The organism is Pseudoclavibacter sp. Z016 (genome assembly GCF_002931215.1).
GTDB lineage: Bacteria > Actinomycetota > Actinomycetes > Actinomycetales > Microbacteriaceae > Pseudoclavibacter.
The window spans coordinates 47,420-71,921 of sequence record NZ_PSTU01000003.1 but is presented as its reverse complement, the minus strand read 5'-3'; the positions used below and the strand labels follow the sequence as shown (position 1 = coordinate 71,921).

The 24,502-nt window shown below is 69.4% G+C and carries 26 protein-coding genes and 2 riboswitches; of the genes, 8 read left to right on the top strand and 18 right to left on the bottom strand.

Annotation, left to right across the window (positions count from 1 at the left end):
- The first annotated feature begins 68 nt into the window (after window positions 1–68).
- Window positions 69–647 (top strand): sugar O-acetyltransferase, encoded by a 579-nt coding sequence (locus C5B99_RS01620; RefSeq protein WP_104240039.1) that lies wholly within the window; start codon window positions 69–71, stop codon window positions 645–647.
- Between the two features lie 29 nt (window positions 648–676).
- Window positions 677–1,327: a TMEM175 family protein gene (locus C5B99_RS01615; RefSeq protein WP_104240038.1), complete on the top strand. Its 651-nt coding sequence runs from the start codon at window positions 677–679 to the stop codon at window positions 1,325–1,327.
- A 27-nt stretch (window positions 1,328–1,354) separates the two neighbouring features.
- Here the strand turns inward: C5B99_RS01615 and C5B99_RS01610 are convergent, their stop codons facing one another.
- Window positions 1,355–2,704 carry a PLP-dependent aminotransferase family protein gene (locus C5B99_RS01610; RefSeq protein ID WP_104240037.1) on the bottom strand — a complete coding sequence of 450 codons (1,350 nt, stop codon included), beginning with the start codon at window positions 2,702–2,704 and terminating at the stop codon, window positions 1,355–1,357.
- An 89-nt stretch (window positions 2,705–2,793) separates the two neighbouring features.
- Between C5B99_RS01610 and C5B99_RS01605 the strand changes: the two genes are divergently transcribed.
- Window positions 2,794–3,636: an NAD(P)-dependent oxidoreductase gene (locus C5B99_RS01605; protein WP_104240036.1), complete on the top strand. Its 843-nt coding sequence runs from the start codon at window positions 2,794–2,796 to the stop codon at window positions 3,634–3,636.
- Window positions 3,637–3,846: 210 nt separating this feature from the next.
- On the opposite strand, the gene C5B99_RS01600 is transcribed toward C5B99_RS01605, so the two are convergent.
- The 10 genes from C5B99_RS01600 to C5B99_RS01555 all read right to left on the bottom strand — a co-directional run bounded on the left by C5B99_RS01600 (window position 3,847) and on the right by C5B99_RS01555 (window position 12,328).
- A complete protein-coding gene (locus C5B99_RS01600; RefSeq protein WP_104240035.1) occupies window positions 3,847–4,905 on the bottom strand; it encodes an ABC transporter substrate-binding protein in 1,059 nt (352 codons plus the stop codon).
- A gap of 35 nt (window positions 4,906–4,940) precedes the next feature.
- Entirely contained in the window at window positions 4,941–5,750 is an 810-nt protein-coding gene (locus C5B99_RS01595; protein ID WP_104240034.1) for an ABC transporter permease, read from the bottom strand.
- Between the two features lie 102 nt (window positions 5,751–5,852).
- Window positions 5,853–5,979, bottom strand: a riboswitch (FMN riboswitch).
- Window positions 5,980–6,169: 190 nt separating this feature from the next.
- Window positions 6,170–6,598: an SRPBCC family protein gene (locus C5B99_RS01590; protein ID WP_104240033.1), complete on the bottom strand. Its 429-nt coding sequence runs from the start codon at window positions 6,596–6,598 to the stop codon at window positions 6,170–6,172.
- A gap of 23 nt (window positions 6,599–6,621) precedes the next feature.
- On the bottom strand, window positions 6,622–7,212 hold the full coding sequence (locus C5B99_RS01585; protein WP_104240032.1) for a septum formation family protein: 591 nt from the start codon (window positions 7,210–7,212) through the stop codon (window positions 6,622–6,624).
- 9 nt (window positions 7,213–7,221) lie between these two features.
- Window positions 7,222–7,785, bottom strand: coding sequence for an orotate phosphoribosyltransferase (pyrE, locus tag C5B99_RS01580; RefSeq protein ID WP_104240031.1), 564 nt, complete (start codon window positions 7,783–7,785; stop codon window positions 7,222–7,224).
- Between the two features lie 31 nt (window positions 7,786–7,816).
- A complete protein-coding gene (locus C5B99_RS01575; RefSeq protein WP_146081914.1) occupies window positions 7,817–8,035 on the bottom strand; it encodes a hypothetical protein in 219 nt (72 codons plus the stop codon).
- Window positions 8,036–8,348: 313 nt separating this feature from the next.
- On the bottom strand, window positions 8,349–9,185 hold the full coding sequence (locus C5B99_RS01570; protein ID WP_104240029.1) for an alpha/beta fold hydrolase: 837 nt from the start codon (window positions 9,183–9,185) through the stop codon (window positions 8,349–8,351).
- Window positions 9,186–9,282: 97 nt separating this feature from the next.
- On the bottom strand, window positions 9,283–10,401 hold the full coding sequence (locus C5B99_RS01565) for a GNAT family N-acetyltransferase (RefSeq protein WP_104240028.1): 1,119 nt from the start codon (window positions 10,399–10,401) through the stop codon (window positions 9,283–9,285).
- Window positions 10,398–11,465: an LLM class flavin-dependent oxidoreductase gene (locus C5B99_RS01560; protein ID WP_104240027.1), complete on the bottom strand. Its 1,068-nt coding sequence runs from the start codon at window positions 11,463–11,465 to the stop codon at window positions 10,398–10,400. The genes C5B99_RS01565 and C5B99_RS01560 overlap by 4 nt, the downstream gene beginning before the upstream one ends.
- Window positions 11,462–12,328 (bottom strand): DUF1684 domain-containing protein, encoded by an 867-nt coding sequence (locus tag C5B99_RS01555; RefSeq protein ID WP_104240026.1) that lies wholly within the window; start codon window positions 12,326–12,328, stop codon window positions 11,462–11,464. Before C5B99_RS01555 ends, C5B99_RS01560 begins: the two co-directional genes overlap by 4 nt.
- Window positions 12,329–12,563: 235 nt before the next feature.
- On the opposite strand from C5B99_RS01555, the gene C5B99_RS01550 reads away from it, so the two are divergent.
- The 3 genes from C5B99_RS01550 (at window position 12,564) to C5B99_RS01540 (ending at window position 15,060) form a co-directional block, all read left to right on the top strand.
- Window positions 12,564–13,832: an ammonium transporter gene (locus C5B99_RS01550; RefSeq protein WP_104240025.1), complete on the top strand. Its 1,269-nt coding sequence runs from the start codon at window positions 12,564–12,566 to the stop codon at window positions 13,830–13,832.
- Between the two features lie 125 nt (window positions 13,833–13,957).
- Window positions 13,958–14,539 carry a hypothetical protein gene (locus C5B99_RS01545; protein WP_104240024.1) on the top strand — a complete coding sequence of 194 codons (582 nt, stop codon included), beginning with the start codon at window positions 13,958–13,960 and terminating at the stop codon, window positions 14,537–14,539.
- Window positions 14,540–14,664: 125 nt separating this feature from the next.
- Window positions 14,665–15,060, top strand: coding sequence for a hypothetical protein (locus C5B99_RS01540; RefSeq protein WP_104240023.1), 396 nt, complete (start codon window positions 14,665–14,667; stop codon window positions 15,058–15,060).
- Between the two features lie 61 nt (window positions 15,061–15,121).
- Here C5B99_RS01540 and C5B99_RS01535 read toward each other — a convergent pair whose 3' ends face one another.
- From C5B99_RS01535 to C5B99_RS01525, 3 genes are all read right to left on the bottom strand, one after another.
- Window positions 15,122–15,892: a lytic transglycosylase domain-containing protein gene (locus tag C5B99_RS01535; protein ID WP_146081268.1), complete on the bottom strand. Its 771-nt coding sequence runs from the start codon at window positions 15,890–15,892 to the stop codon at window positions 15,122–15,124.
- A 151-nt stretch (window positions 15,893–16,043) separates the two neighbouring features.
- The gene (locus C5B99_RS01530; RefSeq protein WP_104240022.1) at window positions 16,044–16,397 is read right to left on the bottom strand and encodes a multidrug efflux SMR transporter; all 354 of its coding nucleotides are present in this window, start codon (window positions 16,395–16,397) and stop codon (window positions 16,044–16,046) included.
- 2 nt (window positions 16,398–16,399) lie between these two features.
- On the bottom strand, window positions 16,400–16,714 hold the full coding sequence (locus tag C5B99_RS01525) for a multidrug efflux SMR transporter (RefSeq protein WP_104240021.1): 315 nt from the start codon (window positions 16,712–16,714) through the stop codon (window positions 16,400–16,402).
- Window positions 16,715–16,724: 10 nt separating this feature from the next.
- A riboswitch (guanidine-III (ykkC-III) riboswitch) is annotated at window positions 16,725–16,791 on the bottom strand.
- Window positions 16,792–16,933: 142 nt separating this feature from the next.
- Here C5B99_RS01525 and C5B99_RS01520 point away from each other — a divergent pair.
- Together C5B99_RS01520 and C5B99_RS01515 are read left to right on the top strand one after the other, a co-directional pair.
- Window positions 16,934–18,256, top strand: a complete 1,323-nt coding sequence (locus C5B99_RS01520) for an APC family permease (protein WP_104240020.1) — start codon at window positions 16,934–16,936, stop codon at window positions 18,254–18,256.
- Between the two features lie 114 nt (window positions 18,257–18,370).
- Entirely contained in the window at window positions 18,371–19,324 is a 954-nt protein-coding gene (locus C5B99_RS01515) for a manganese catalase family protein (RefSeq protein WP_104240019.1), read from the top strand.
- A gap of 31 nt (window positions 19,325–19,355) precedes the next feature.
- Here the strand turns inward: C5B99_RS01515 and C5B99_RS01510 are convergent, their stop codons facing one another.
- From C5B99_RS01510 to C5B99_RS01495, 4 genes are read right to left on the bottom strand one after another with little or no spacing between them, the layout of a single operon-like run.
- The gene (locus C5B99_RS01510) at window positions 19,356–21,053 is read right to left on the bottom strand and encodes an HNH endonuclease signature motif containing protein (RefSeq protein WP_104240018.1); all 1,698 of its coding nucleotides are present in this window, start codon (window positions 21,051–21,053) and stop codon (window positions 19,356–19,358) included.
- Between the two features lie 60 nt (window positions 21,054–21,113).
- Window positions 21,114–22,655, bottom strand: coding sequence for a PepSY domain-containing protein (locus C5B99_RS01505; protein ID WP_104240017.1), 1,542 nt, complete (start codon window positions 22,653–22,655; stop codon window positions 21,114–21,116).
- The gene (locus tag C5B99_RS01500; RefSeq protein ID WP_104240016.1) at window positions 22,613–23,851 is read right to left on the bottom strand and encodes a Dyp-type peroxidase; all 1,239 of its coding nucleotides are present in this window, start codon (window positions 23,849–23,851) and stop codon (window positions 22,613–22,615) included. Before C5B99_RS01500 ends, C5B99_RS01505 begins: the two co-directional genes overlap by 43 nt.
- The gene (locus C5B99_RS01495) at window positions 23,851–24,477 is read right to left on the bottom strand and encodes a copper chaperone PCu(A)C (protein ID WP_258062999.1); all 627 of its coding nucleotides are present in this window, start codon (window positions 24,475–24,477) and stop codon (window positions 23,851–23,853) included. The genes C5B99_RS01500 and C5B99_RS01495 overlap by 1 nt, the downstream gene beginning before the upstream one ends.
- Window positions 24,478–24,502: the final 25 nt, after the last annotated feature.

Genomic DNA, 24,502 nt, shown 5'->3' with positions numbered 1-24,502 from the left:
GATTAACGCGCCGAGCGCGTCGGAATGTGCACACTCGGCCGTATCCGGGCGCAGGCTAGGGTTCTGCCATGACGGTGAACTTCGACGACGGTCGCACCATGAAGCAGCGGATGCTCGCCGGCGAGCTGTACCACGCGGACGACCCGGAGCTGCTGGCGGGGGCGGAGCGCGCGGTTCGGCTGCAGGCCGAGTACAACGCGGCGTTCCCCGTCGACACGGAGCGCGCATCCGGGATCCTCGCCGAGCTCCTCGGCAGTCTGGGCGCGAACGTCACCGTGAAGGCGCCCCTGTACGTCGACTACGGCTCCAACATCACGATCGGCGACGGCACCTTCGTCAACGTAGGTCTCGTGGCGCTCGACGTCACTCCCATCACGATCGGTGCGGGGTGCCAGATCGGGCCGAACGTGCAGCTGCTGACGCCGACGCATCCGCTCGACCCCGAGCCCCGTCGCGCCGGCTACGAGGCGGGCGCGCCCATCACGCTCGGCGACAACGTGTGGCTTGGCGGCGGCGTCATCGTCTGCCCCGGCGTCACGATCGGCGAGAACACGGTCGTGGGCGCTGGCGCCGTCGTCACGAAGGACCTGCCCGCGAATGTCGTCGCCGTGGGCAACCCGGCACGCGTCATCCGATCCCTCGACTGACCGGACCTCACGGAGACGGAGCATCCATCATGGCTTCACGCAGCTACGCACGCGGCACCACGGAGTTCGACCGTGGGCTGACGTTCTTCGACGCGGTCTACGCGGTCGCCATCACCCTGCTTGTCGTCGACATCGTGCCGCCAACGGCAGACCATTGGGCGAGCTGGGATGCGCTCGCCGGCTCCGGCGTGCTCGACCAGCTCCTCGCCTTCGCGATCAGCTTCTTCGTCATCGCGAACTTCTGGAAGGTCAACCACCGCCTCATGGGCGAGGTGTCGGCGCTCGACGGCCCGCTGCTCAACACCAACATCGTGGCGATGTTCTTCATCGTGCTGCTGCCGTTCAGCACCGCGTCGATGAGCGAGGCGACCCTCGACGCGCAGCCCCTGCCGGTCGTGCTCTACGCCGTCAACATCATCTGCGCGTCGCTCGCGCAGCACGTCATCTGGGTCGTGGCCGTGCACCGCGGGCTCACGGAACCGTCGCGGGCGGCGCGCCGCCGGTCGGCGTTCACGTTCGTCGTGCCGGCCGTGTTCGCCCTGTCGATCCCGGTCGCGTTCCTCCTCGGCCCGGACCCTGCGCGCTACACCTGGCTGCTGCTGCTCCTCACGGGCCCCGTCACGTCGGCCATCCAGAAGCGGATGGCCGCGCGCGACGGCGAGGAGCCGGAGGACGCCTAGCTGTTGCTGGCCGTGAGGTTGTTAACGTCAAGGCGTGTTCAGTAGCGCGATGAGGGCGTTGATCGCTGGTTCGAATTGAGGGCGCGAGGGTGTAGCGAATCCGGTGACGAGCGCACGGGGTTGCGGATGGCTTCGGGTGTAGCGGGAAAGCGTGTGCACTGCGACAGCGTCTGAGGAGAGGCCGTCATGGTCGCTCGCCAAGGTCACCTGATCCTCACTCACCGGGATCAGGGCGTGGAGTCCGGCCGGGATACCGGGGACGTCGTACCCCGCGCTGTGGAGCGCGCGTTGAAGATAGGCGCGGCGTCGAGCGTATTCGCGGCGCTGGCGGCGGATGTGGCGTTCGTAGTCCCCACTGCGGAGCAGGTCCGCGAGAGCGAGCTGGTTGAGTACCGCGGCGCCGCCAGTGAGGGCCTCGGAGACCTCAGTGACGGGCTGTACGAGATCGTGCGGAAGGACGAGCCAGCCGAGCCGAAGCCCGGGATCGAGGGTCTTGCTGGCGCTACCGGCGTAGACGACGTGTTCGGGCACGGATCGTTGCAATGCCGCGATCGGGCGACGATCGAAGCGGAATTCGCCGTCGTAGTCGTCCTCGATGATGTAGCTGTCGTTTGTTGTGGCCCAATCAGCGACGAGTTGACGTCGGGCAGGGGCGAGCGCGCCGCCGAGCGGGAACTGATGCGCCGGGGTCAGCAGGACTGCGTCGGTCTCATTGCGTAGCTGACTGACATCGGCACCGTCGTTGTCTACGGGAAGATCCTTCACGGTGAGCCCGGCCGTGCGCCAGGGCCGGTCGATCCCGGGCAGCGATGGGTCTTCGATCTCGATCGTTGTCGCGCCCTGAGATGCGAGTGCGGCGGCAAGAAGCGTGCAGGCGATGCGGAAACCAGCACAGATCACGATCGCCTCGGCAGTGGCCTCTACCCCGCGGGCTCGACTGAGATAGGCCGCGAGCTCGCTGCGCAACTCCAAGACGCCCGCTCCATCCGTTTCTAAGGCCCCCGCGGTTGACGCGGCGCGCCGGGTGGCACTGAGCCATCGTGTGGTCGGGAAGGAGCCGCGCTCGGGCTGCCCTGGCCGAAGATCAAACCCAGACCGCATCCCAGGGGCAGTCTTCTCCGTGCGGTGTGCCGGGGAGGTGTTGCGAGCGACGAAAATCCCGGCCCGCGGCCGGGCTTCCAGGACGCCTTCGGCGACGAGGTCGTCGATCGCGGCCACAACGGTGTTGCGGGCGATGCCGAACTCCACAGCGAGTTCGCGCGTGGCAGGCAACCTGGACCCTTGAGCGAGGGCACCTCGTGCGATCGCATTGCGGATGGTGTGCTCGACCGCACGCGCTTTCGGCAATGACCTGTCCAGACGGAAGAGATCATCCATTGGACCAAGATACTGCTCGTCATCTGGAACTTTCAGATGGTCCAGGGCTGGTTTAGCCTCGTGAGCGTTCCTGACGAGAGGGGTTCCTGTTGCGCATCTTCATTGCTGGTGGTTCCGGCGTGCTCGGGCGTGCACTCATTCCGCTGCTCAACGCGGCCGGGCACGAGGTGGCAGCCACAACCCGCTCCGAGGTCAGGGCGGCCCTCTTGAGCCGGCTCGGCGCGGCCCCGATCGTCGTTGATGCGCTCGACAGAGACGCCGTGTTGCAGGCGGTGGGCCAGGCAAGACCAGAGGTGATCGTGCATCTCCTGACGGATCTCGGCACGGGAAGCTCTGCAAGCAACGCGCGCTTGCGCATCGTGGGCACCCGCAATCTCGTCGACGCAGCCCGGCAGGCTGGTACGTCTCGGATGATCGCAGAGAGCATCTCCTGGGTCTACTCCTCTGGAGCCGAACTCGCCGGAGAGGCCGAGCCGCTCGATCCCGACCCCGCCGAACCCAGGCGTACGACGATCTCCGCGGTGAGGGCGCTCGAGTCTGCGGTCAGCGAGATCCCGGAGCATGTTGTGTTGCGGTTTGGTCAGCTCTATGGACCAGACACCTGGTACTCCCGCGACGGACGCTACGGACAGGACGCACGAGCCGGTCGCTTGCAGACCACCGAGACAGTGGCGTCCTTCATCCACACCGCCGATGCTGCCCACGCGGCCCTCCTCGCGCTGGGGTGGCCGAGCGGGATCTGGAACATCGTCGACGACGAGCCCGCGGCCGGGTACGAGTGGGCACCACTCTTCGCGGCCGCAGTCGGCGCGCCCGAGCCGAACACCCCGGACTCCGGCAATATCGGTCGCCCCGTCTCGAACGCGCGCGCCCATGACACCGGTCTCGTTCTGCAGCACCCAAGCTGGCGCGAAGGTTTCAGCACTCTGTGAGGCCAGCATTCCGGCCCGGAACCTGGCGACAGGCCGTCATCACCTACACGGGAGTCCTGCCCGTCAGCCTGGTCCTCAACTTCGTCCGCCCCACTCACTGGCCACTGGCCACGACTGGTATTCGTCGTCTCCAACGCCGCCGTCCTCGTCGCAGCACTGAACTGGGCGTTATTGCCGGCGCCGCGTCAACAACGTCCTGGTCTCAGACGTCTAGCCCTTTGGCACGTACGCGTTCGTGAACGCGTCGCCGTCCAGCGGCTTCTCGAGCAGGTCCTGATCGCTCATGAACGTCGCCATCGTGGCCCACACGTCGGCGTCGTTCGTGAAGAGCGGCTGCCCCTCCTGCGCGGACAGGAACGGGATGGTCGCCTCGAGCGTCGCGAGCGCGTCGCTCTTCGCCTCGTCCGTGTAGAGGGTCGGGATGTACTCGGCGGCGATGTCGATCGACTCCTCCGGGTTGTCGATCACGTCCTGCGTGGCCAGGGCGAGGGCCTCGAGCACGGGGGTGATCGACGCATCGTCGCCCTCGATGATCGAGTCGGCGACCCCCAGGGACGGGCCGACGAGGGTCGGCGCATCCGCCGGCGCGATCTCGATCGTGCGAACCGGGAAGCCCGCCTTCTCGAACTGCACGGCGTCGTTGTTGATGTAGCCCATGACCCCATCGACCGCGCCCGTCGTGAGCGCCGCCTGCTGCGTGTAGCCGATGTACTCGATCTTCACGTCGTCCGCCGTCAGCCCGTTGCTCTGCAGCAGCGACAGCAGCGCGAAGTACGTCTGCCCGTAGGGGCCGGGCGTGCCGATGGTCTTGCCGCGCGCATCCTCGGCCGTCGTGATGTCGGAGTCCTCCGGCACGATGAGCGTCGCCGGGTACGTGTTGTAGAGCGTCGCCACCGAGGTGACGGGGATGTCGGCCGCCCGCGCCTGCGTGATCTCGTCGCCGCCCGCGTACACGAAGTCCTCCGTGCCGTTCGCGAGCGCACCGAACAGGTCCTCGCCCTCGCCGTGGTGGCGCAGCTCCACGTTGACGCCCTTGTCGTCGAAGTAGCCCTTCGCCTCGGCCACGTAGAACGGCACGAACTGGATGTTCGGGGTGTAGGTGAGGCCGATGGTCACGTCGCCCGCGGCCGCGGCGGGCGCCTCCGCGCCGTCGCCACCTGCCGAGGGGGAGCATCCGGCGAGCACGGCCACGGCTGCCACGGCGCCGGCCGCGATGACGGAGCGCACGGCCCGCGAGCGGAAGCCCGCGGTGGTTGGACGAGTGTTCATGGGCGTCTCCAGATCGAGAGAGGTGCGGTGGGAGGTCAGGCGGGGAGCGGTTCGTCGGCGAGCACGCGGGCGCGCCGCCTCGACTTGGGTTCGTCGTCGTTCCAGGTCACGGCGTTCTGGAACAGCCGCATGAGGATGTACAGGGCGACCGCGAGGAGCACGAGCATGAGCAGCGTGGAGAAGATACCGGGGATGTCGTTGGCGTCGCGGTTGAGGGTGAGGAGCATGCCGAGCCCCCGCCCACCCATCGTGAACTCGCCGACGACGGCACCCGTGATGGACAGCGTCACACCGGCGCGGATGCCGGCGAGCACGCTCGGCAGGGCGAGCGGCCCCTCGACCCACCACAGCAGCTGGTACCAGTTGGCGCCGTCGATGCGCCCCGCCTCGATGACGTCCTGCGGGAGCTGCCGCACGCCGAGCACGGTCGTGACGATCATCGGGAAGAAGGACATGATCGCGCAGAGCACGACCGTCGGGGCGAGGCCGTAGCCGATCCACAGCACGAGCAGGGGTGCGAGGGCGATGGCCGGGACGGCCTGCGACGCGGCGACGTACGGGGTGATCGCGACATCGACCCACGGGAGGCGCGCGATGAGGTAGCCGAGCGGCACGGCCACGAGGATCGCGAGGAGACTGCCGAGCAGGGCCGCCGAGAGCGTCACCCAGGCGTGGCCCAGCATCGGGCCCTTCGTCACGTCGAGCCAGAAGCGCTCGGCGAGCTGGCCGGGAGCAGGGAGGAACTGCGGCGAGATGAGCCCCGCCGCTGTGACGAGCCACCACACGGCGAGCACACCGATCGCCACCGTGATCGGTGCGAGGAAGCGTGCTGACGTCGTGTTCATCTACCCGGCTTTCGTGGAAAGCTCCGGGGATGACGAGGCGCGTGGAGGTCGCCGAACTGGTCGGCGGATTCCACGAGCTGACGGTACGCCGAGGCGTGCCGTCACGTGCGCCTCCCTTCCGGACTTTCACCGTCGGTTCCGGAATTTCACCAGATCAGCCACTCCCTTGCGGGAGCAGGTCGCGGACTATAACCGCCGGCTCGGAATTACACCGACCCCGGAGCACGTGGACTCTGTCGCCAGAATACGACACGCCCCCGTGATGCGCGACATCGTGACGCTCCGCGACGAGCGAACAGCTCCAGGGAATGCCTGGACAGCAGCGCCGTCGCCCTTGCCACCGTTCTCTCGGGATGGTCTGCACGCACGCGGATGGCTTGCAACACATCCCGAGGCGCGAAGGCCATCTCGAGACACGGCTATCCGGCGGCGGCCTGCGCCTCCGCGGTCTTCTTCGCGCTGCGGAGCTCGCTGGCGATCGCGGCTGCTGCGATGGGCTTCACGAGGCCGAGGCGCTCGGCGATGCCGCCGGCGTCGAACTCCGCATCCACCGTCACGCGGGTGCTGGCCGGGGTGATCGCCTCGGTGCGCACCTCGGCGGCGAAGGACGCACGGCCCTCGACCGATTCCCAGCGAAGGCGCTTGCCCGGCTCGTTGACGACGACCTTCGCGTCGATCGAGCGTCGCTGCCCGACGAGCTCGACGTCCCACCGGATGAGGTCGGGGCCGAGCACCTCGACGTGCTTCACGATACTGAGGACGCTCGGGAGCGACTCCGGCTCGGCGTAGAGGTTGAAGAGCACGTCGACGGGCACATCGATGTCGATGGATTCACTCACGAAGGTCATGCGATGAGCGTAGCCGTCGCACGCTACCGGTTCGCCGCGAGCGAGCCGGTCGTGGACGCCCCCGGCGTGGAGGCGAAGCAGCGGTAGCCGCGCAGCCCCGCGTCCCAGTCCGCCTGGTTCAGGGGGTAGCTGGCCTCGATGACGAGCCCGGGCACGGCCGCAGCCGCGGCGGTGTCGAGGACGTCGCTCGCCTGGCACGTGATCTGGGCGCGGTCCCTGAGCGCTTCCTCGCCCGGGTACTCGGCGTCTGCGGACAGCGTCGTCGCCTCGACGTCGGCGAGCAGCTGCCCCGAGTGCTCGGCGTCGCAGTCGACGACATCGAACCTGGGCTCCCAGGGCGAGACGTAGTCGCGGATGCACTGGCCCGGCTCGAGCAGCGACGCGTCGACGCCCGCGAGTGGCACCTCCGTGAGCGCGGGCCCGGCCGTCTCCTCTGGCGGGACCTGCCCGCCGCCGAACGGCTGGAGCCAGACTCCGAGCGCGGCCCCACCGAGGAGGAGGACCCCGATCAGCGCTGCGAGGACGCCGCGGTTGCGGCGCTTCGCGGCGCGCTCCACCTGCTGCTCGCGCGCTTCAGGCTGCTCGCGCGCTTCAGGCGTGGGGGTCGCTGCCATGGGGAGTGCCTAGGCGAGGCCCAGGTCTTCGAGGCCGATCGCGGCGCGATACGGGTAGCCCGCGGCTTCGATGACGCCCTGCGCTTCCGTGGCGCGGTCGACGATGACGGCGACGCCGACGACCTTCGCGCCGACCTTCTCGAGGGCTTCGATGGCCTTGAGCGGCGAGCCGCCCGTGGTGGACGTGTCCTCGAGCACGACGACCCGCTTGCCTTCCAGGTCCGGCCCTTCCACCTGGCGGCCGCGGCCGTGGTCCTTCGGCTCCTTGCGCACGACGAACGCGTCGACGATCTTGCCCTGCGCGAGCCCCTGGTGCATGACGGCGCTCGCGAGCGGGTCTGCACCCATCGTGAGGCCGCCGACTGCATCCACCGGCGCGCCCGTGAGGGTCTCGAACTCCTCGATGACCTCGAGCAGCACGCGGCCGATGAGCGGCGAAGCGCGGTGGTCGAGGCTCAGCTTGCGGAGGTCGATGTAGTACGTCGCCTTCTTCCCGCTCGTGAGGGTGAAGTCGCCGTGGAACACGGCTTCGTCGCGGATGAGTTCGATGAGGGCGTCGCGGTCTGTCGTCACGGTCCTCAAGCCTAATCGCCCGAGGGGCCGGTCAGCGCGCTGAGAGCGGGTCCGCTGCGATGGCGTCGGCGATCGTGGCCCGCGGATGCGCGCGACGCCACTCCCGCAGGGCGGCGCCCGTCGGCAGCCCGTGTTCGTCGCGGCTCGCGGTCATACCGCCGCCACCGGAGGACGCGGGCCGATGGTCGCCTGCCCCGGACGACGTGGTCGGGTCGAGTTCGCTGGTCTTCGTCACGGTGTTCGTCTTCATCACGCCTCCTCCGGCCAGCGCCTCGCTGGCCTTCGTTGTCTCGGGATGCTTCCGGTCCTGCGCGTCGAGCTGCCGCCAGCCCATCAATCCCCTCGGGCCGCTGTCAAGCGCCGAGGGCTGTCCATGGCCCGGATTCGCGCGATCCCACGACTCCCAGCGAACTCTGCGAACCCTGCGATGGCGGCGATCCCGTCGCCTCCAGGGCCGCCGAGCGCGCGCACACTGTGAGATTGCCGAGACGCCGAGACCCGGCCACCGAATGAACGGTGGCCGGGTCTCGGCGTTCGGCGGAGTTGTCGCCCTCCGCGCGGAATCAGCGGCTGAGGAACTCCAGCACGACCCGGTTCCACTCGTCGGCGTGACTCACGTTGACGCCGTGGGGCGCATCCGCCACGACGTACAGCTCGGAGCCGGCGACGGCCTCGTTCGTGCGAGCTCCGGAGCCCTCGAAGGGCACGGTCGCGTCGCTGTCACCGTGGATGACGAGCGTCGGCACCTTCACGGCCTGCAGGTCGTCGCGGAAGTCGGTGCTCGCGAACGCCGCCATGGCCTGCAGGGCGGCGGGCTTGAACGCCTGCTTGGTCAGCTCGATGGCCGCCTGGCGCTCCTGCTCGGAGACGACGAGCTTGTCGTCGACCGAGTAGAAGGTGGTGATGAAGCCGTCGTAGAACGACTCCTGGTTGGCGGTGAGCGCGGCCGTCATCTTGGCGGCCTCTCCAGCCTCGAGGGGGCCGTCCGGGTTGCCGGCGGTCTTCAGCAGGTACGGCGGGACAGCGGATGCGAAGACGACGCTGTGCACGCGCTCGTCGCCGAACTTCGCGAGGTAGCGGGCCACTTCGCCGCCGCCCATGGAGAAGCCGACGAGGGTGACCTCGCGCAGGTCGAGGGCCTCGAGCACCGACTGCAGGTCGTCGGCGAAGCTGTCGTAGCTGTACCCCGTGAGGGGCTTGTCGCTGCGGCCGAAGCCGCGTCGGTCGTAGGTCACGACGCGGTGGCCGGCGGCTTCGAAGGCCGGCACCTGGTGGTTCCAGGCTTCGCCCGAGAGCGGCCAGCCGTGGATGAGGACAACGGGGCGACCGGTTCCGCCCGTGTCGTCGACGTGGAGCTTCGTGTCCGCGAGCAGGCCGTGGTGTGCGGTGATCTCAGTCATTGCGGTGCCTTCCCGCGCCGCGACTTGCGACGCATCGGGAATCATTCGGAGCCGGGCTTCGCATCGGATCGGTGGCTCGGAGGTTCGGAGGCAACGCTCAGACGTCGATCGTGAAGGCGAGGAGCTGGAACGGCGGCCGCCCGTCGCCGGGGTCGACGGTGCGCACGCGCGACTCGAGGATGGAGAAGCCGAGCCGCTCGTAGAGGCGGTGCGCTCGCACCATCTGCGGTCCGCTGTTCATGACGACGCGCCGCAGCCCGCGCTGTCGCGCGAGCTCGATGACAAGCCTCGTGAGGATCGCGCCGACCCCGCGCCCGCGAGCGCCTGGGTCGACGGCGAGCAGCCGGAAGTCGAGCTCCTCGTCGCTCTCGGGCAGCGTCGTGAGGTGCTCCCCCGGTTTCGGCGTCACGACGGATCCGAGCAGCTCCCCGCTCAGTGCATCCACGGCGACCCACACCTGGTTGGCTTCGGCGCGCTCGGCGACGGAGACGATGTCGTCGCGGTAGTGGCCCGAGATCGTGTACTCGAGTTCGTAGGCGCGCAGCGAGAGGGCTGAGACGGCGTCGATCTCGTTCGGCCGCACGAGCCGCACCACGACGCCGGGGTCGAGCTGCAACGGCAGCCGGTAGTCGATGTGCGGGACACGGGACGCGTCGGCGACTGCCTCCGTGTCGCTCGCGTCGGCCCCGTTGGTGCGCCGATAGCCCAGGCCCTCGTAGAGCGCCTGCGCGGCGAGGTTCTTGCCTCCCGTGTCGAGCACGAGCGCGGATGCGCCCCACCCGAGGGCCGTCTCGCTCGCCGCCTGCATGAGGCGCTTCGCGACGCCGAGCCGCTGCGCGGTGGGTGAGACGGCGAGGAGGCGCACCTCCGCTTCCTCCCCCGTGGCGAGGCGCGAGGGGCCCGTGCCGGCGCGCGCGATGCTGAGCGTGCCCACGACCTCGGCGCCGCCGCGACCGCCGGGACCGCCGCGTTCGGCGACGAGCACAGCACCGGCTGCGGCTCGTCCCTCGACGTCCCGCACGAAGCGTCGGCGCTCCTCGCCGACCTGCAGGTGCCCGTATGGCCCAGCGGCGAACGCGGCCTCGCTGACCCGGATGACCTCGGGCCAGTCGGCGGGCACCGCCTCGCGGACGTGGATCCCAGCGGGCACAGCGCGCCTTGCGGGCCCTGGCCCGGCCGACGCCGACTGCGTCGGCACGGGTGCGGTCTGCGTCATGCGGCGGATGCCCCGACCAGCTCGTCGCTCCAGAGCGTCGTGGGGAACTCCTCGCGGAGCGCTGGGATGACGGCAGTTGCGAAGTACTCGAGCTGGTCGAGCTGCTGCTCGTGCGGGAGCGTGGTGGGGAGGCTGATCGACTGCAGGTCGTGGTCGAAGGCGCCGTGGAAGCGGCCGATCTTGTCGATCACCTGCTGCGGGCTGCCGACGAGCGCCGGCCCCTCGGCGATGGCGTGGTCGATGTCTCGGAACACGGAGTTGTTGCCTGGCACGTTGGTGGCGGCGACGAGGGCCTCGTAGACGGGCCCGTACTGCTCCTTCGCCTCCTGGGAGGTCTCGGCGATGAAGAGCGAGCCCGCGCCCGCGCCGACGAACGCGGTGCGGGGGTCATGGCCGTGGCGCTCGAACTCGTCCCGGTAGTGGCGCACGAGCACCTCGTAGTTGCGCAGGGGCTGGATGGCGTTCGCCGAGAAGAGCGGGTCGCCCCACTTCGCCGCGAGGGCTGCTGAGGCGAGCGTCGTGGCCGAGCCGTGCCACACGCGGGGCGGTCCGGCATACGGCCGCGGCAGGGTCGTGACCTTCGTGAGGGGGCGCGTGAACTCGCTGCCTGGCCAGTCGAGCTCGGTCTCCCGCCACAGCTGCCGGAGCAACGCGTACTTCTCGGCGAGCAGCTCCCACTGGTCGTCGATCTCGAGACCGAACAGCGGGAACTGGGCGACCTCGTTTCCTTTGCCGATGGTGATCTCGAGGCGGCCACGCGAGAGCTGGTCGATCGTCGCAAAGTCCTCGGCGACTCGAACGGGGTCGAGGATCGACAGCACGGTCACGCCCGTCTGGAGGCGGATCGTCGACGTCTGCGCCGCGATGGCCCCGAGGAGCACGCTCGGCGAGGACGACAGGAAGCGGCCAGCGTGGCGCTCCCCCACCGAGAAGGCGTCGAAGCCGAGCTCCTCAGCGCGCAGCGCGAACTCGAGGGTCTCGTGGAGCCGCTCGGACGGCGTCAGCTGCTCGCCCGTGACCGGGTTGGCGACGTACGGGACGATGTCGAGGACCTGGAACTTCACGCTGAGGCGCCCTCTGCGTGCTCGCCGGCCTTCGCGAGCGGCGTCTTCTCCCCGGCCTCGATGCCGACGGGGAGTCGGTTCTCCGCGGGAGGCAGCGGGCAGGTCGCGAAGACCGTGTACGCGCATGGCAGGTTCACGGCGCGGTTGAAGTCGACCGTGACGCGGCCCTCCGCATCCGGTGCCGAGACCGACAGGGCACGGTTCGCGGCGTACGTCGTGAGGCCGCTCGTCGCATCCGTGAACAGGACGAGCAGCGATCCAGCCTCGTGCCCGTTGAACGCGGTGAGCGAGAACTGCTCGCCGCGAAGCTCGAAGGTGACCTTGCCCGGCGAGGAGTAGACGTGCTCGAGCCCCTCGACCGCCGCACCGACGGTGACATCGCGCGGCTCGTCGAACGCCTCGAATGTGCCCTGCGCGCGCCAGCGCGGGTTGGGGAGGTAGGTGGGGGTGCCCGAGTAGGCGGCCAGGTAGTCGTAGTCGGGGTCGCGGGGGCGCACGATCGTGAAGCCTCCCCGCTTGGCGATCTCGATGAGCACCCTGCCGGCGCGGGCGGTGACCCCGTCCCGCTCGGCGATGCACGGGAACCGGTGCAGCCGGGGCCCCTGCAGCAGGAGGCCGTCAGCCTCGAGGGTCTCGCCGTCGGCAAGATCGACGATCGCCTGCCCGTCCTCGAGCGACCAGGAACCGGGGATGCCGTCGATGGCCTGCGGATCCTCCGACAGGAAGTTCAGGCTGGTCACGGCTAGGAACCCGTGGCCATCGGTGCGCCGCTTCTCGTGCTCGACGTGCCACGCCTCCCAGTCGCGGTTGAACTGGGCGCGGTCGACGTCGCGGACAAGGGACGGGGAAGCCGAGATGCTCATGCCGGGATGGTAGGCAGACGCCGCCTGGAACCGTAAGACGGGGGCTGCGCCGGACTACTCAGGGCGTCACATTGTGCAAGGCGGGCGGTGCGTTTCAGGGGACACACCGGAAACACGACTGCAACACACTTCGTTCGTTCGCGTAACACCACCGCCGCGCAGGCGAAACAGCACGAGCGCACCATGAGTGCACCCCGACGCCCCACGTGCGTCCCTTGCAGAGAGGTCTACAACGATGGATCAAGGAAATACCGCATTCATCCTCTTCGCGGCGGCGCTCGTGCTGCTGATGACACCAGGACTGGCGTTCTTCTACGGAGGCCTGGTCAAGGCGAAGAGCGTGATCAGCATGATGATGATGAGCTTCGGAGCGATCGGCCTGATCGGCGTGCTCTGGGTGCTCTTCGGCTACTCGATCGCCTTCCCGGCGGCTGAGGGCCTGAGCCCGCTCTTCGCGATCGACCCGTCCGCGATGGGGCTCTCCAGCCTCCTCGAGGTGCCGGAAGACGCCGCCTACCCACCGCTCGCGTTCGCCGCCTTCCAGGCGACCTTCGCGATCATCACCGTCGCCCTCGTCTCCGGAGCCATCGCCGACCGCGCGAAGTTCGGCTCGTGGATGATCTTCGCCGGCATCTGGGCGACCGTCGTCTACTTCCCCGTCGCGAGCTGGGTCTTCAACTTCGGCCTCGCCGATGACGGCTCCTTCGCCTACGGCGGATGGACGACCTACGGCCTGCAGGAGACGTTCGGCCTCGGCGTCATCGACTTCGCCGGCGGCACGGCAGTGCACATCACGGCCGGCGCGGCAGCCCTCGCCCTCGCGATTGTCCTCGGCCGCCGCGTCGGCTTCGGCAAGGGAGCCCACGTCCCCCACAACCCGCCGTTCGTGCTCCTCGGCGCCGGCCTCCTCTGGTTCGGCTGGTTCGGCTTCAACGCCGGGTCCGAGCTCGCCGCTGACGGCGTCGCAGCCCTCGCCGTCGTCAACACGATCGCGGCCCCCGCGGCCGCGCTCCTCGCCTGGCTGGTCGTCGAGAAGATCCGCGACGGCAAGCCCACCTCGGTCGGTGCAGCATCCGGTGCCGTCGCGGGCCTGGTCGCCATCACCCCCGCCTGTGCATCCCTCGACCCCGTGTGGGCGATCCTCCTCGGCGTCATCGCCGGAGCCGTCTGCGCCATCGCGATCGACCTGAAGTTCAAGCTGGGCCTCGACGACTCGCTCGACGTCGTGGGCATCCACCTCGTCGGCGGCCTCATCGGAACCCTCTACCTTGGCTTCTTCGCCAACGGCACCGGCCTGTTCCTCGGTGGAGACGGCACGCAGCTCCTCGTGCAGGCCATCGCGGCCTTCGCCATCATGGCGTACTCCTTCGTCGGAGCCCTGGTCATCGGATTCATCATCCACAAGACCATCGGCTTCCGTGTGAAGGACGAGGACGAGATCGCCGGTCTCGACACCGTCTCGCACGGTGAGGCTGGCTACGTGCTCGAGGACACGCGCGTCTAGCGTCGCCCCGTTCACCGACCTCGAAGGTGGCGGCACAGTTCACAGACTGGCCGCCACCTTCTGGCCTTCCCCCACCAGGGCAGCGCCAACCCCAACTGAGCTACACGCAGATTGGACGCCGTTCGATGAAGATCGTCACGCCGCAGTCGCTGCCCCGGGAACGACTCGGCACCGACCTCCGCTCGGGAAGCGTGCACGAGATCTGGCGCGACCCGGACGACGAGGTCGACCCCAGGTGGAGCCTCTCCCTCGTCGACGTGAAGCGAAACGTGAAGTCGCTGCACCGACCTGAGGGAACGGTCGACCACTGGCTCGGCATCAGCGGGCCGCAGCTGCGACTCGTGGATGGGACACGGCAGGAGAAGGTGCGCGCCGACCACCAGATCGTGGTCGAGTCGACGACGCCGCTCCTCCTGCTGCGCAGCTCCATCGGACGCGCGAAGAGCACCCGGCTGCTGCGGGTGACCCGCAAGTCGGAGATGCAGCCCATCATCCTCGGCCGCGTGTTCGTGAGCGACCCCGTCGAGTTCGACCCGGACGTGCGGGCCATCTACCTGATCAGCGGGCGCCTCCGCGTCGCCGACACCGACCTGGCTGAGGGCGAGGCGGCGATCTTCGACGAGACCGTCCCCCCGGTGATGCACTCGGATGGCGCCTTCGTCGCGACCATGGCGATCCCCTGCGTCGAGGTGCCCCAGGGCTCGTGACCGGGCTGTGACAGGTACGCGCTTGATCGTGCCGAACCGTTATCGCAAACGTCGCCGCGCATCTGCTCGCTCCCCATACGGTGGTGAGCGACAGCTGGCAGAGAGCCGGCAGACGGGGAGCATCAATGCGCGTCGACTTCTTCCGTCTGGCATCCCTCGTCGCTGGGCTCGCAATCGCCCCACTAGCGCTCAGCGGTTGCACGGCGCTCGATACTGCACAGGAGGCAGAGCCCAGCCCGACCGCGACGCTCGTCGCGGAGTACACGATCGAGCCCGCGCTTGAGCTGACTCGCGAAGAGGCGATCAGCAAGTGCGTGACCGCGATCAAAGACAAGTACGCCGGGCCGATCTTCGGTAGCGACCCGGAGGTGTCTTCCTACGAGGCGATCTTCGGACACCTCGCGCCTCAGGTGCACCAGGACGGAATGAATTGGGTGGTCTCCTACTCAGGCGCAGAAGCGTTCTCCCTGAAATGCACGACACAAGGCGATCAGGTCAAGATCTCACTCCCCGGCAACTGAGCCCGCATTCCGCTCCCCGTTCGACGCATTCTCGCGCCCCTCCGCGGTTGCTCTGAAACTCCTACGGGGCGTAGAGCACGGCGTAGCCGGCGACCTCGCGTGCGTACTCGGCCGGGAGGTTGTAGGCGGAGATCGCGGTGTTCCAGCCGTCATCGCTCGTGAGCTCGCCACCCCGCTCGCACAGGTAGGCGGCCGCCGTCTGCACGGCGTCGTCGATGTGGTGCGGGTCGGCGACCCCGTCGAAGTTCGCGTCCTGCCCGAACTTCGCCCACGTCTCCGGGATGAACTGCATGGGGCCGACGGCGCGGTCCCATTCCGTGTCCTCATCGAGGGCACCGCCGTCGGTGTCCGGGATGGCGAGGAACCCTGCGCTGCCATCGAGCGGCACGCCGATGATGCGCGGCTCGACCTGACCCGAATCCAGTACCTGAGACCCGCCGTACGTGCCGTGTCGGGACTCGACGGCCCCGATACCGGCGAGGGTGTTCCAGCCGATGCCGCACTCCGGACGTGTCTCCGAGACGCGGATCGCGGCTCCCGCGTACGCCGAGAGCGCCCTGGTCGGGATGCCCGTCGCCTCCGAGGTCGCCTGCACCCAGGCCGGAGCTGCGAGCTCGGCGAGCGGCACATCCCAGATCCCGTACCCCGCCGACTCGGGCAGGGCCTGCGCAGGCGCCGCCGGGTAGCCCTCGGCCGCGGGGTCGAGTTCCGGCTCCGTCTGCACCTGAGCCTCCCCGCTGCCGACCTCGTCCTCGCCGTAGGCGGGTGAGAAGAAGGACCCGGCGCATCCCGTCAGCAGCGAAGCGGACGCGACGCCGACACCCAGGGTCATGAGCAGACGGGTGCGAGCGGGGGTGCTGGCAGACGAGGCGATGATGCTGGCCCTTCCTGGGGTCGGCGGCGGGGGTCGGCGGCTGGCTGGGGCCGAAAGGCTCAGCGTACGTGCGACCACGGACACCCGACTGGATGCGCGCCGAACGCGCTCAGGCGCGTTCGGCTTCTTCGGCCAGCCCAGCCTTCTTCTCCGGCACGAGCTTCAGCCCGATGACGGCCAGGATGATGCCGGAGATGAACACGGCCTTCCACGGAGAGAACGCTTCGTCGCCCGTCGCCATCGCGTAGATGACGGTGAGCGCCGCCCCGATGCCGACCCACACGGCGTAGGCGGTGCCGATCGGGATGCGAGCCGCGGCCCACCCGAGGCCCAGCATGCTGAGCACGACCCCGACGAAGAAGACGATCGTCGGGCCGGGCTGCGTGAACCCGTCCGACTGGCCGAGGGCGGTGGCCCAGACGGCTTCGAGGATGCCGCTGATGACAAGCGCGATCCACGCCATGGTCAGCTCACCACCTTGAGGCCGATGACGGAGCCGACGAGCAGCAGGAGCAGGAGGACTCGGGCGACCGAGACGCGTTCCTGCTTCGTGACCATGGCCCAGACGACGGTGAGGGTCGCGCCGATGCCGACCCAGACCGCGTAGGCGGTGCCGGTGGGCAGCTGCGTCATGGCCCAGGCGAGGCCGGCCATGCTGATCGTGAGCGACACGAGGAACACGACGACGGGGACGGGCTTCTTGAAGCCCTTCGAGGCGGAGAGCGCTGAGGCCCAGACGGCCTCCAGCATTCCAGACAGAATCAACACGAACCAAGCCACGACGGCTCCTTCTGAGTCAGTCTTGTCGTGGTGCGGGTACTGCTCCCTCGTCCGCAAGCCCGATTCCGGGGCTTCAACATCCAACGGTAGCAACAGCCAGGACCATTGGCCAGGCCTGAGGCGCGGTCGCTGCGGATGCACAGGGGCCGTCGGATGCACACCACGGCACACGTGACAAGGGGTGGGGGCCTTCATCCCCACGCGGGACAGACTCAGAGCATGTCTCCCACGCAGCCCCCATCGCAGACTCCGGCACTCAAACGCGACGTCACGGGGCTGCTGCTCTTCGTGTTCATCCTCGGCGACGTGCTCGGGGCCGGGATCTACGCCCTCGTCGGCACCATCTCAGGCGAGGTCGGCGGCGTCACCTGGCTGCCGCTGCTCGTCGCCCTCGGCCTGGCCCTGCTCACAGCGGCGTCGTACGCGGAGCTCGTCACGAAGTACCCGAAGGCGGGCGGCTCCGCGGTGTTCGCGCAGCGCGCCTACCGCTCGGAGTTCGTGTCCTTCATGGTGGGCTTCTGCATGCTCGCGGCCGGCGTCGTGAGCGCGGCGAGCCTCGCACTCGCGTTCAGCGGCGACTACCTGGCCACGTTCGTCGATCTGCCGCCCGTGGTCGGCGCATCCCTGCTGCTCGTGCTCATCGCCCTCGTCAACCTCCGCGGCATCAAGGAATCGCTGCGCTCGAACATCATCATGACGTGCATCGAGCTCACCGGTCTCGTCTTGGTCGTGGTCCTCGTGGGGGTCCTCGTCGGCAACGGCGGTGGCGACATCGGCCGGGCCGTGTCGTTCGGCGACGGCATCAGCCCGCTCCCGGCCGTGCTCGGCGCGGCCCTGCTCGCCTACTACTCCTACGTCGGATTCGAGACGTCGGCGAACCTCATCGAGGAGGTGCGCGAACCGTCGAAGGTGTACCCGAAGGCCCTCTTCTTCTCGCTGCTCACCGCCGGCTTCATGTACATGCTCGTCGGCACCGCCGCATCCATCGCCGTGCCCGCCGGCGAGCTCGCCGAGTCCACCGGCCCGCTGCTCGACGTCATCGAGGCGACCGGAGTGCCGGTTCCGGCTTGGCTGTTCAGCGCGATCGCCCTCATCGCGGTCGCCAACGGAGCCCTGCTGACCATGATCATGGCGAGCCGCCTCACCTACGGCATGGCAGGGCAGGGCCTGCTGCCCCGGATGCTCGGGCGCGTGCTCCCCGGGAGGCGCACCCCGTGGGTCGCCATCATCGTCACCACCGTCTGCGCCATCGTGCTCACCGCAACCGGCGGCATCGCCGTGCTCGCCGAGACCGTCGTCATCCTGCTGCTCATCGTGTTCATCAGCACCAACCTCGCCGTGCTCGTGCTGCGTCGCGACAAGGTCGAGCACGCCCACTTCCGAGCCTGGACGGCGCTGCCCGTGCTCGCGATCATCTCCTGCATCGTCCTGCTCACGCAGCAGAGCGGCGAGGTGTGGCTGCGCGGCGGGATCATCGTCGCGGTCGGGCTCGTCACGTACGTCGTGCTGCGCTTCGCGCGGCGAACACGGACGAGGGACTGAGGTTCTACACCCCCGCGGCCATTCGCGATACCCCACGGGGAAACACAGGGCGGCTTGGTCTGGTTGCGACAGCGGCGTCTTCTTGGCGTCGCGCTCGATGACGAGGAGACACCCATGTACTTCCACGCACAGACCTGGATCAATGACATCGCCGACGGCGAGCCAGACCCCGCAGCGGCGAACGCGCTCCAGGAGGGGCTCGGTGGGCAGTTCGGCGAGATGCGCACCATGATGCAGTACCTCTTCCAGGCGATGAACTTCCGGGGCCCCACCGCGAAGCCCTACCGCGACCTCATCCAGGGCATCGGCACGGAGGAGATCAGCCACGTCGAGCTCATCGGGACGACGATCTCGCGCCTCCTCGACGGCTCCCCCGAGTACACGGGCAAGCTCACCGACCCCGTCGACAAGCCGGGCGCCGGCGGTGCGACGCCACTGAAGATCGCGCTCGACACGAGCAACATCCACCACTATCTCGTGGGTGCGCAGGGTGCGCTGCCGGTGGACGCGGCCGGCAACCCGTGGAGCGGCAGCTACGTGTACAACTCCGGCAACCTGCCCCTCGACCTGCTGTACAACCTCATGCTCGAGTCGACGGGGCGCCTGCAGAAGTGCCGCATCTACGAGATGACCGACAACCCGACGGCGCGCGGCACGATCGCCTACCTCATCGTGCGCGATCAGGCGCACGAGAACGCCTACGCGCGGGCGCTGGAGACGCTCGGCGTGAGCTGGAAGTCGCTGCTGCCCATCCCCAAGACGAACGCCGAGGCGTTCCCCGAGGTGAAGGAGCTCCTCGACCTGGGGTTGCAGAGCAAGCAGTACTCGTTCGACCTCGACGGCAAGTCGGAGGCGGGCAAGATCTTCCAGGGAGCGTCGCCCTCGAAGGACGGGACGACGCTGGACGCCTCCGAGCAGGCGCCGGCCGGCGCCCCGTCGTTCATCGCCGACGAGCGTCTCGAGGAGTTCGCGCCGGGGCTCGACGCCGAGCTGCTCGCCCTCATCCAGGCGACGGCCGAGCTCGAGCTGTCGGAGGTCAACGGGTTCTACGGGCCGACAACGAAGTAGAGCGAAGACAGGGCAGCGCGACCGGCCCCGGTCAGAACGGCGGAGGGTCGACGCCAGAGGCTGGGCCAGGCGACGGGCCGGGCGCCAGGCCAGAAGCCGGGCCGGTCGCCGGGCAAGCGGACGGGCCGGGCGCCAGGCCAGAAGCCGGGCCGGTCGCCGGGCCAGCGGACGGGCCGGGCGCCGGGCCAGCGGACGGGCCGGGCGCCGGGCCGGTCGCCGGGCCAGCCGACGGGCCAAGCGCCGGGCCAGAAGCCGGGCCGGTCGACGGGCCAGAAGCCGAGTCAGCGTCTGGGCCAGCGACTGGACCAGAAGCCGGGCCAGAGAACGGGCCGGAGAACGGGCCAGGCGCAGATCCCGGCGGTTGCACCCGGTAGGTGCTCCCGCGGATCTCGATGCTGGGCGCACCGCCCGGCGAGGGCCCGAAGGTGACGCCGCGCGGTTCAGGAGCGTCGACCAGGACGATGCCGCTGGGCGAGGTCCACTCGAGGACCCCGCCCGGCAGCTGGCGGACCCGCCAGGCCGTGTTGCCTTTCACCGTGTGGTTCCAGCGACACAGCCCGGCGAGGTTGACGAGGCTCGTCGGCCCGCCCTCGGACGCCGGGATCGTGTGGTCGAGGTCGCACTTCTCGGCGGGGAGGCGACACCCCGGGAACCGGCAGTGCACGTCTCGAGCGCGCAGCCACGCACGCATCTCCTCGGTCGGCCGATAGCGGTCGACCTCGACCACCGTTCCCGTGATCGGGTGGGTCAGGATGCGCTCGAAGCTCGGCACGTTGGCGGCGAGGGCCTTCGCGACGCTCATCGGGATCGGCGTCACGCCGTCCAAGAGCGCGGGAGTCGTCTCGAGCGGGCTCCCGTCGCCTGCCCTGGCGTCGAGAATCGTCAGCACCGGCATCGTGACCGATGCCTTCGCGGTGATGCCTGCCGCAGCCGGGCAGGACGTCAGCTCGCCGGTGAGGAGCAGCTCGGCGAACACGTCGGCCCGCACCTGGTAGAAGGTTCGCGGGTCGTCGGATTCACCGCCCCTCGCCGCGATGATGGACTTCGCAATTTCGGACAAGCGCCCGTCGATCGCCGTGAGCACCGGCAGCGAGTGCCGCGCGCCAAGCGACGCCATGCCGTCCGCCTCGCGCGTGACGAGCACAGCCCGCGACCCCATCGCCTGGTCGTAGCGTTCCTCCAGCGACGAAGCCGTCAGTCGCTCGGCCTGCTTGATCGCGAAGTCCTTCAACCTGCCCGGCGACGTCGACCGGGCCTTCTCGAGCGCAACCTGCACGAGCAGCTCACGCCGCGCGGCCTGTTCCGCTGGGTCTTCGTGCACGATGATCGTGCCCGCCTCGCACACGATGCGCGCGTGCGCCATCGACACCTCACCGGCCGCGAGCGCCGCGTGCACAAGCGGGAAGTCCTCCGTGAGAACCGCCGAGCGGCCCATGATGCTCGCGACGGCCTGCCTCGAGGTGTTCGTGACCGCCGCGATCTCCGCCTTCCACGACCGCAGCGCCCACTCCTGCTCGAGGGTGCCCGCTCGCTCATCTTCAGCGACCCCGGTTCGTGCCGCCAGCGCGTAGACGCGCGCCTGCTCTGCCTGCGCGCGGGCCACGTCGGCGTTCGCCTCGGCGATCAGGGAGACCAGCAGGAAGCGCTCGAGGTTGCGCACGCGTTCGACCATCTGGGCAGGTGGCATCCACCCTTCCGGGATCCTCGTTGCGAGCGCTTCATCGATCATGCGACCAGCTTCCCCCGGACCACCGACATTCTTGGTCCGGTCCGACGACACGCTCGAAACTCACCGCTGAAGATGAGGAGTTCTGCTGCGCTCCCTTCCCCGACGCCGACCCCGACGCCGACGCCCGACCACGCCAACGGCGAGGTCGACCAGCAGGAACGCGGCGAGGCTGGCTCCCATGAGCGGCAGGAACACTCCGACCGCTGCCGCACCCGCCAGCACGAGCAGGACGCCCCACCACGGCGCGCGCCGGAACGCTCCCCGCGGCGGAGACGCGCCGACACGACGCGACGGGTCGTGCTTCGGCCGCCGCTGCCACCACATGACGTAGCCCCATACGACCATCGCCGCGATGCCGACGGCGACGGCGAACAGCACGAGCTGGTTGGCGAGGCCGAACATGGAGCCCATGTGCAGGTCGATGCCCCACCGACTGAGCTTCGCGACCGGCCCGAACTCGGCGAAGTCGACCCGGTCGACGACCTGCATCGTCGCGCCATCGATGGCCACCGCATCCACCTCGGTCGGGAAGCTGCGCTGGATCTCCTGCACGACCCACGCCGTGCCCGGCTCGGCCGGCGGCCTGATCTCGACGAGACCCGTGTTGACGTTCACCTCGCGCGCGACCGAGAGCACCGAGTCGTAGGCGCGCGGGCTCAGCGCTGCGACGTCGGCACTCGGCGTCGGCGCACCGTGACTGTGCCCGTGCCCGGTGTGCTCGTCGTGCTCGTCGGCAGCTGGGCCGCCCACGCCGTCGAGGCTCGTACTGACCGACGGCGTCGTCCAGCCCACGGCGGCGCGCAGCTCACTGAAGTTCGCCCCGCCGTACTGCGACCAGGTGATGCCCGTGACCGACAGGAAGAGCGCCCCGGCGAGCACCCAGATGCCGGTGGATGCGTGCAGGCTGCGCGTGCGAACGAACCCTGTCGCAGCGAGGTTCGGCCGCAGCAGCTCGCGCTGCTGCGACGCCCGCTTCGCACTGCGAGCCCGCAGATACCTGGTCGCCCAGAGGCCAGCTCCGGCGAGTGCGACGACCCCGAGCCAAGACGCCGCGAGCTCGCTATAGAGCCTGCCGGCATCGCCGAGGTGGAGGCTGCGGTGCAGGTCGGAGACCCAGGTTCGGAACGGCAGGGAGCCCGAGGTGCCATACACGGGCAGGTCCCCGCGCACCTCGGCGGTCGCGGGATCGACGAAGACGGCTCTGGTCGTGCTCTCCCCCAGCCCGGCATCCGCGTACATGACTCGCGTCGTGTCGCCGGGTTCCGGGGCCGGCCGCACCGCGACGATCGCCGGGGCTGCACCGTCCGCACCGTCCGCACCGTCCGCGATGTAGGCGTCGGCCGCCTCGATCTGCTCGGCGAGCGGCAGGACCTCGTCCGCCGTCGGCGCGTGCAGCTCGCGGTCGTACACGAGCTGCTCGATCTGCGGTGTCAGCGCGTACAGTGCGCCGCTCAGCGCCGCGATGAGGATGAACGGGCCGACGAACACGCCGGCGAAGAAGTGGAGGCGCATCAGCAGCTGAGCGAACCAGCCTTGCCGTGGAGTCGGACGCGCAGCGCTCACGCGAGGATTCCCTCTCCGATGTAGCCGCCTTCCGCGCATCCGGGTGGGATGGCGAACACCGCGGAGCCGATCGGCGTCGTCCACTCGTTGAGCAGATCGAGCTCGTCGAGGCGCCGCTGCACGGGCACGAACTGCGCATCCACGTCCGCCTGAAAGGAGATGAAGAGCAGGCCGGAGTTCGAGATCTGCTCCCCACTCGGGGCGTCGTCGTAGTTGTAGCCGCGGCGGAAGAACCGCTCCGCCGTGTTCTCCGACCGCGCCCGCCGCAGGTGCGAGAACTCGGCGATGACGGGGAATCCCGCGGCGTTCTTGGCGGTGAAGTCGGGCTCGTCGTGCTCCTGGGTTCCGGTGAGCGGGGCCCCGTTCGCGAGGGTGCGCCCGACCGACTGCTCGCGGCCGCTGCGGTCGAGCCTGTCCCACTTGTCGAGGTCCATGCTGATGCGCCGCACCACCATGCCCGTCCCTCCCGCGAACGCGCCTTCCGTGATCCACACGAGCTGCTCGAAGTCGACGGTCGGGGGCGCGGGGTTGACGGTGCCGTCGACCTGCCCGAACAGGTTCCGCATCGTCGTGCCGGATGCCTCGGAGCCACGTGCCCGGCGGAATCCGGGCTGCGTCCACCGCACGGTCGCGAAGCTGCGGGTGTCCTTCAGCAGCATCCGCAGCGCGTGGGCGACGGTGAACGGGTCGTCGGCGGCGACCTGCAGGAGCAGGTCGCCGTCGTTCCACGCGTCCTCGAGGCGGTCGATCCCGAAGGCGGGGAGTGGCCGCAGCCAGGCGGGGGCCTGCGTCGAGGAGGTGGAGGCGCGGCGGACGAGCTCCGGCCCGAACCCGAACGTGACCGTGAGGTTCGCGGGCACGTGCGCGAGCTCGGGTTCCGAGTCGGCGAGCGCCGGTTCGCCGCGTGCGAGCCTCGCCGCGTCGTCGGTGAGGAGCTGCATGAGGCGGCGCAGCGCGTCGCGGTCGGTGCCGTCGCGCAGGTCGAGAGCCACGAGTGTCGCGTGCGCCTGCGGCGGCGTCGCGATGCCGGCCTGATGCTGGCCGTAGAACGGGACGGTGTCGTCCCCCGGCAGGGGAACGGAAGCGCTGTCGTCCTGGCTCGCAACGGGTGCCGCGAGGCGGAGCGCCTGGTCTGCGCCGATGGCCGCGGCCGCGCCGAACCCGGCGACAGCTCCTCCGAAGAGGAGCTGCCGCCGAGTCGGGCGGGTGCGACCAGGGCTCTGGTCGCCGTGCATCAGCTGTTGTCCGCGTGGTCGCTGTTGTCCGCGTGGTCGCTGTGGTCGCTGTTGCCCATCTCCATGTCGCCGCCCATGTCATCCATGTCGCCGTCTTCGTAGGTCTCGTTGGCGCCCGCGTAGTCCTTGGCAGGGGCGGTGAAGTCGAGCGTCGAGTCGTCCGAGAACGTGAGGGTGAACGTGATCTCGTCACCCGCCACGATGGGCTCCGGCAGGTCCATGAGCATGATGTGGTTGCCACCGGGCTCGAGGGTGAGCGCTTCGCCGGCGGCGATCGTGAATCCGCCGCCCTTCTCGCGCATCGTCATCTCACCGGTCTCGTTCGCGACGGTCTCGTGCAGCTCGAGGGCGGTGGATGCCGGGCTCGCGACCGAGACGATCGTCACGTCCCCGGCACCCGTGTTCTCGATCTCGCCGAACGCGGCGGACATGCCGGAGTCCTTGGCCTTGACCCAGGTGTTCTCGACGGTGACGGACTCGGCGGCGGGCGTCGCCGAATCGGCATCGGCCCCGGTCGCGGTGCTTGCCGTCGCGCACCCAGTGAGGGCGAGCGCCGCGGCCGCGAGGAACGCCGCTGCTGCGAGGGGGCGGGTGGTGGTGGTCGTCATGCTGGTCGTGCTGGCCATGAGTGGGGTTCCTTTTCGGGAGGAG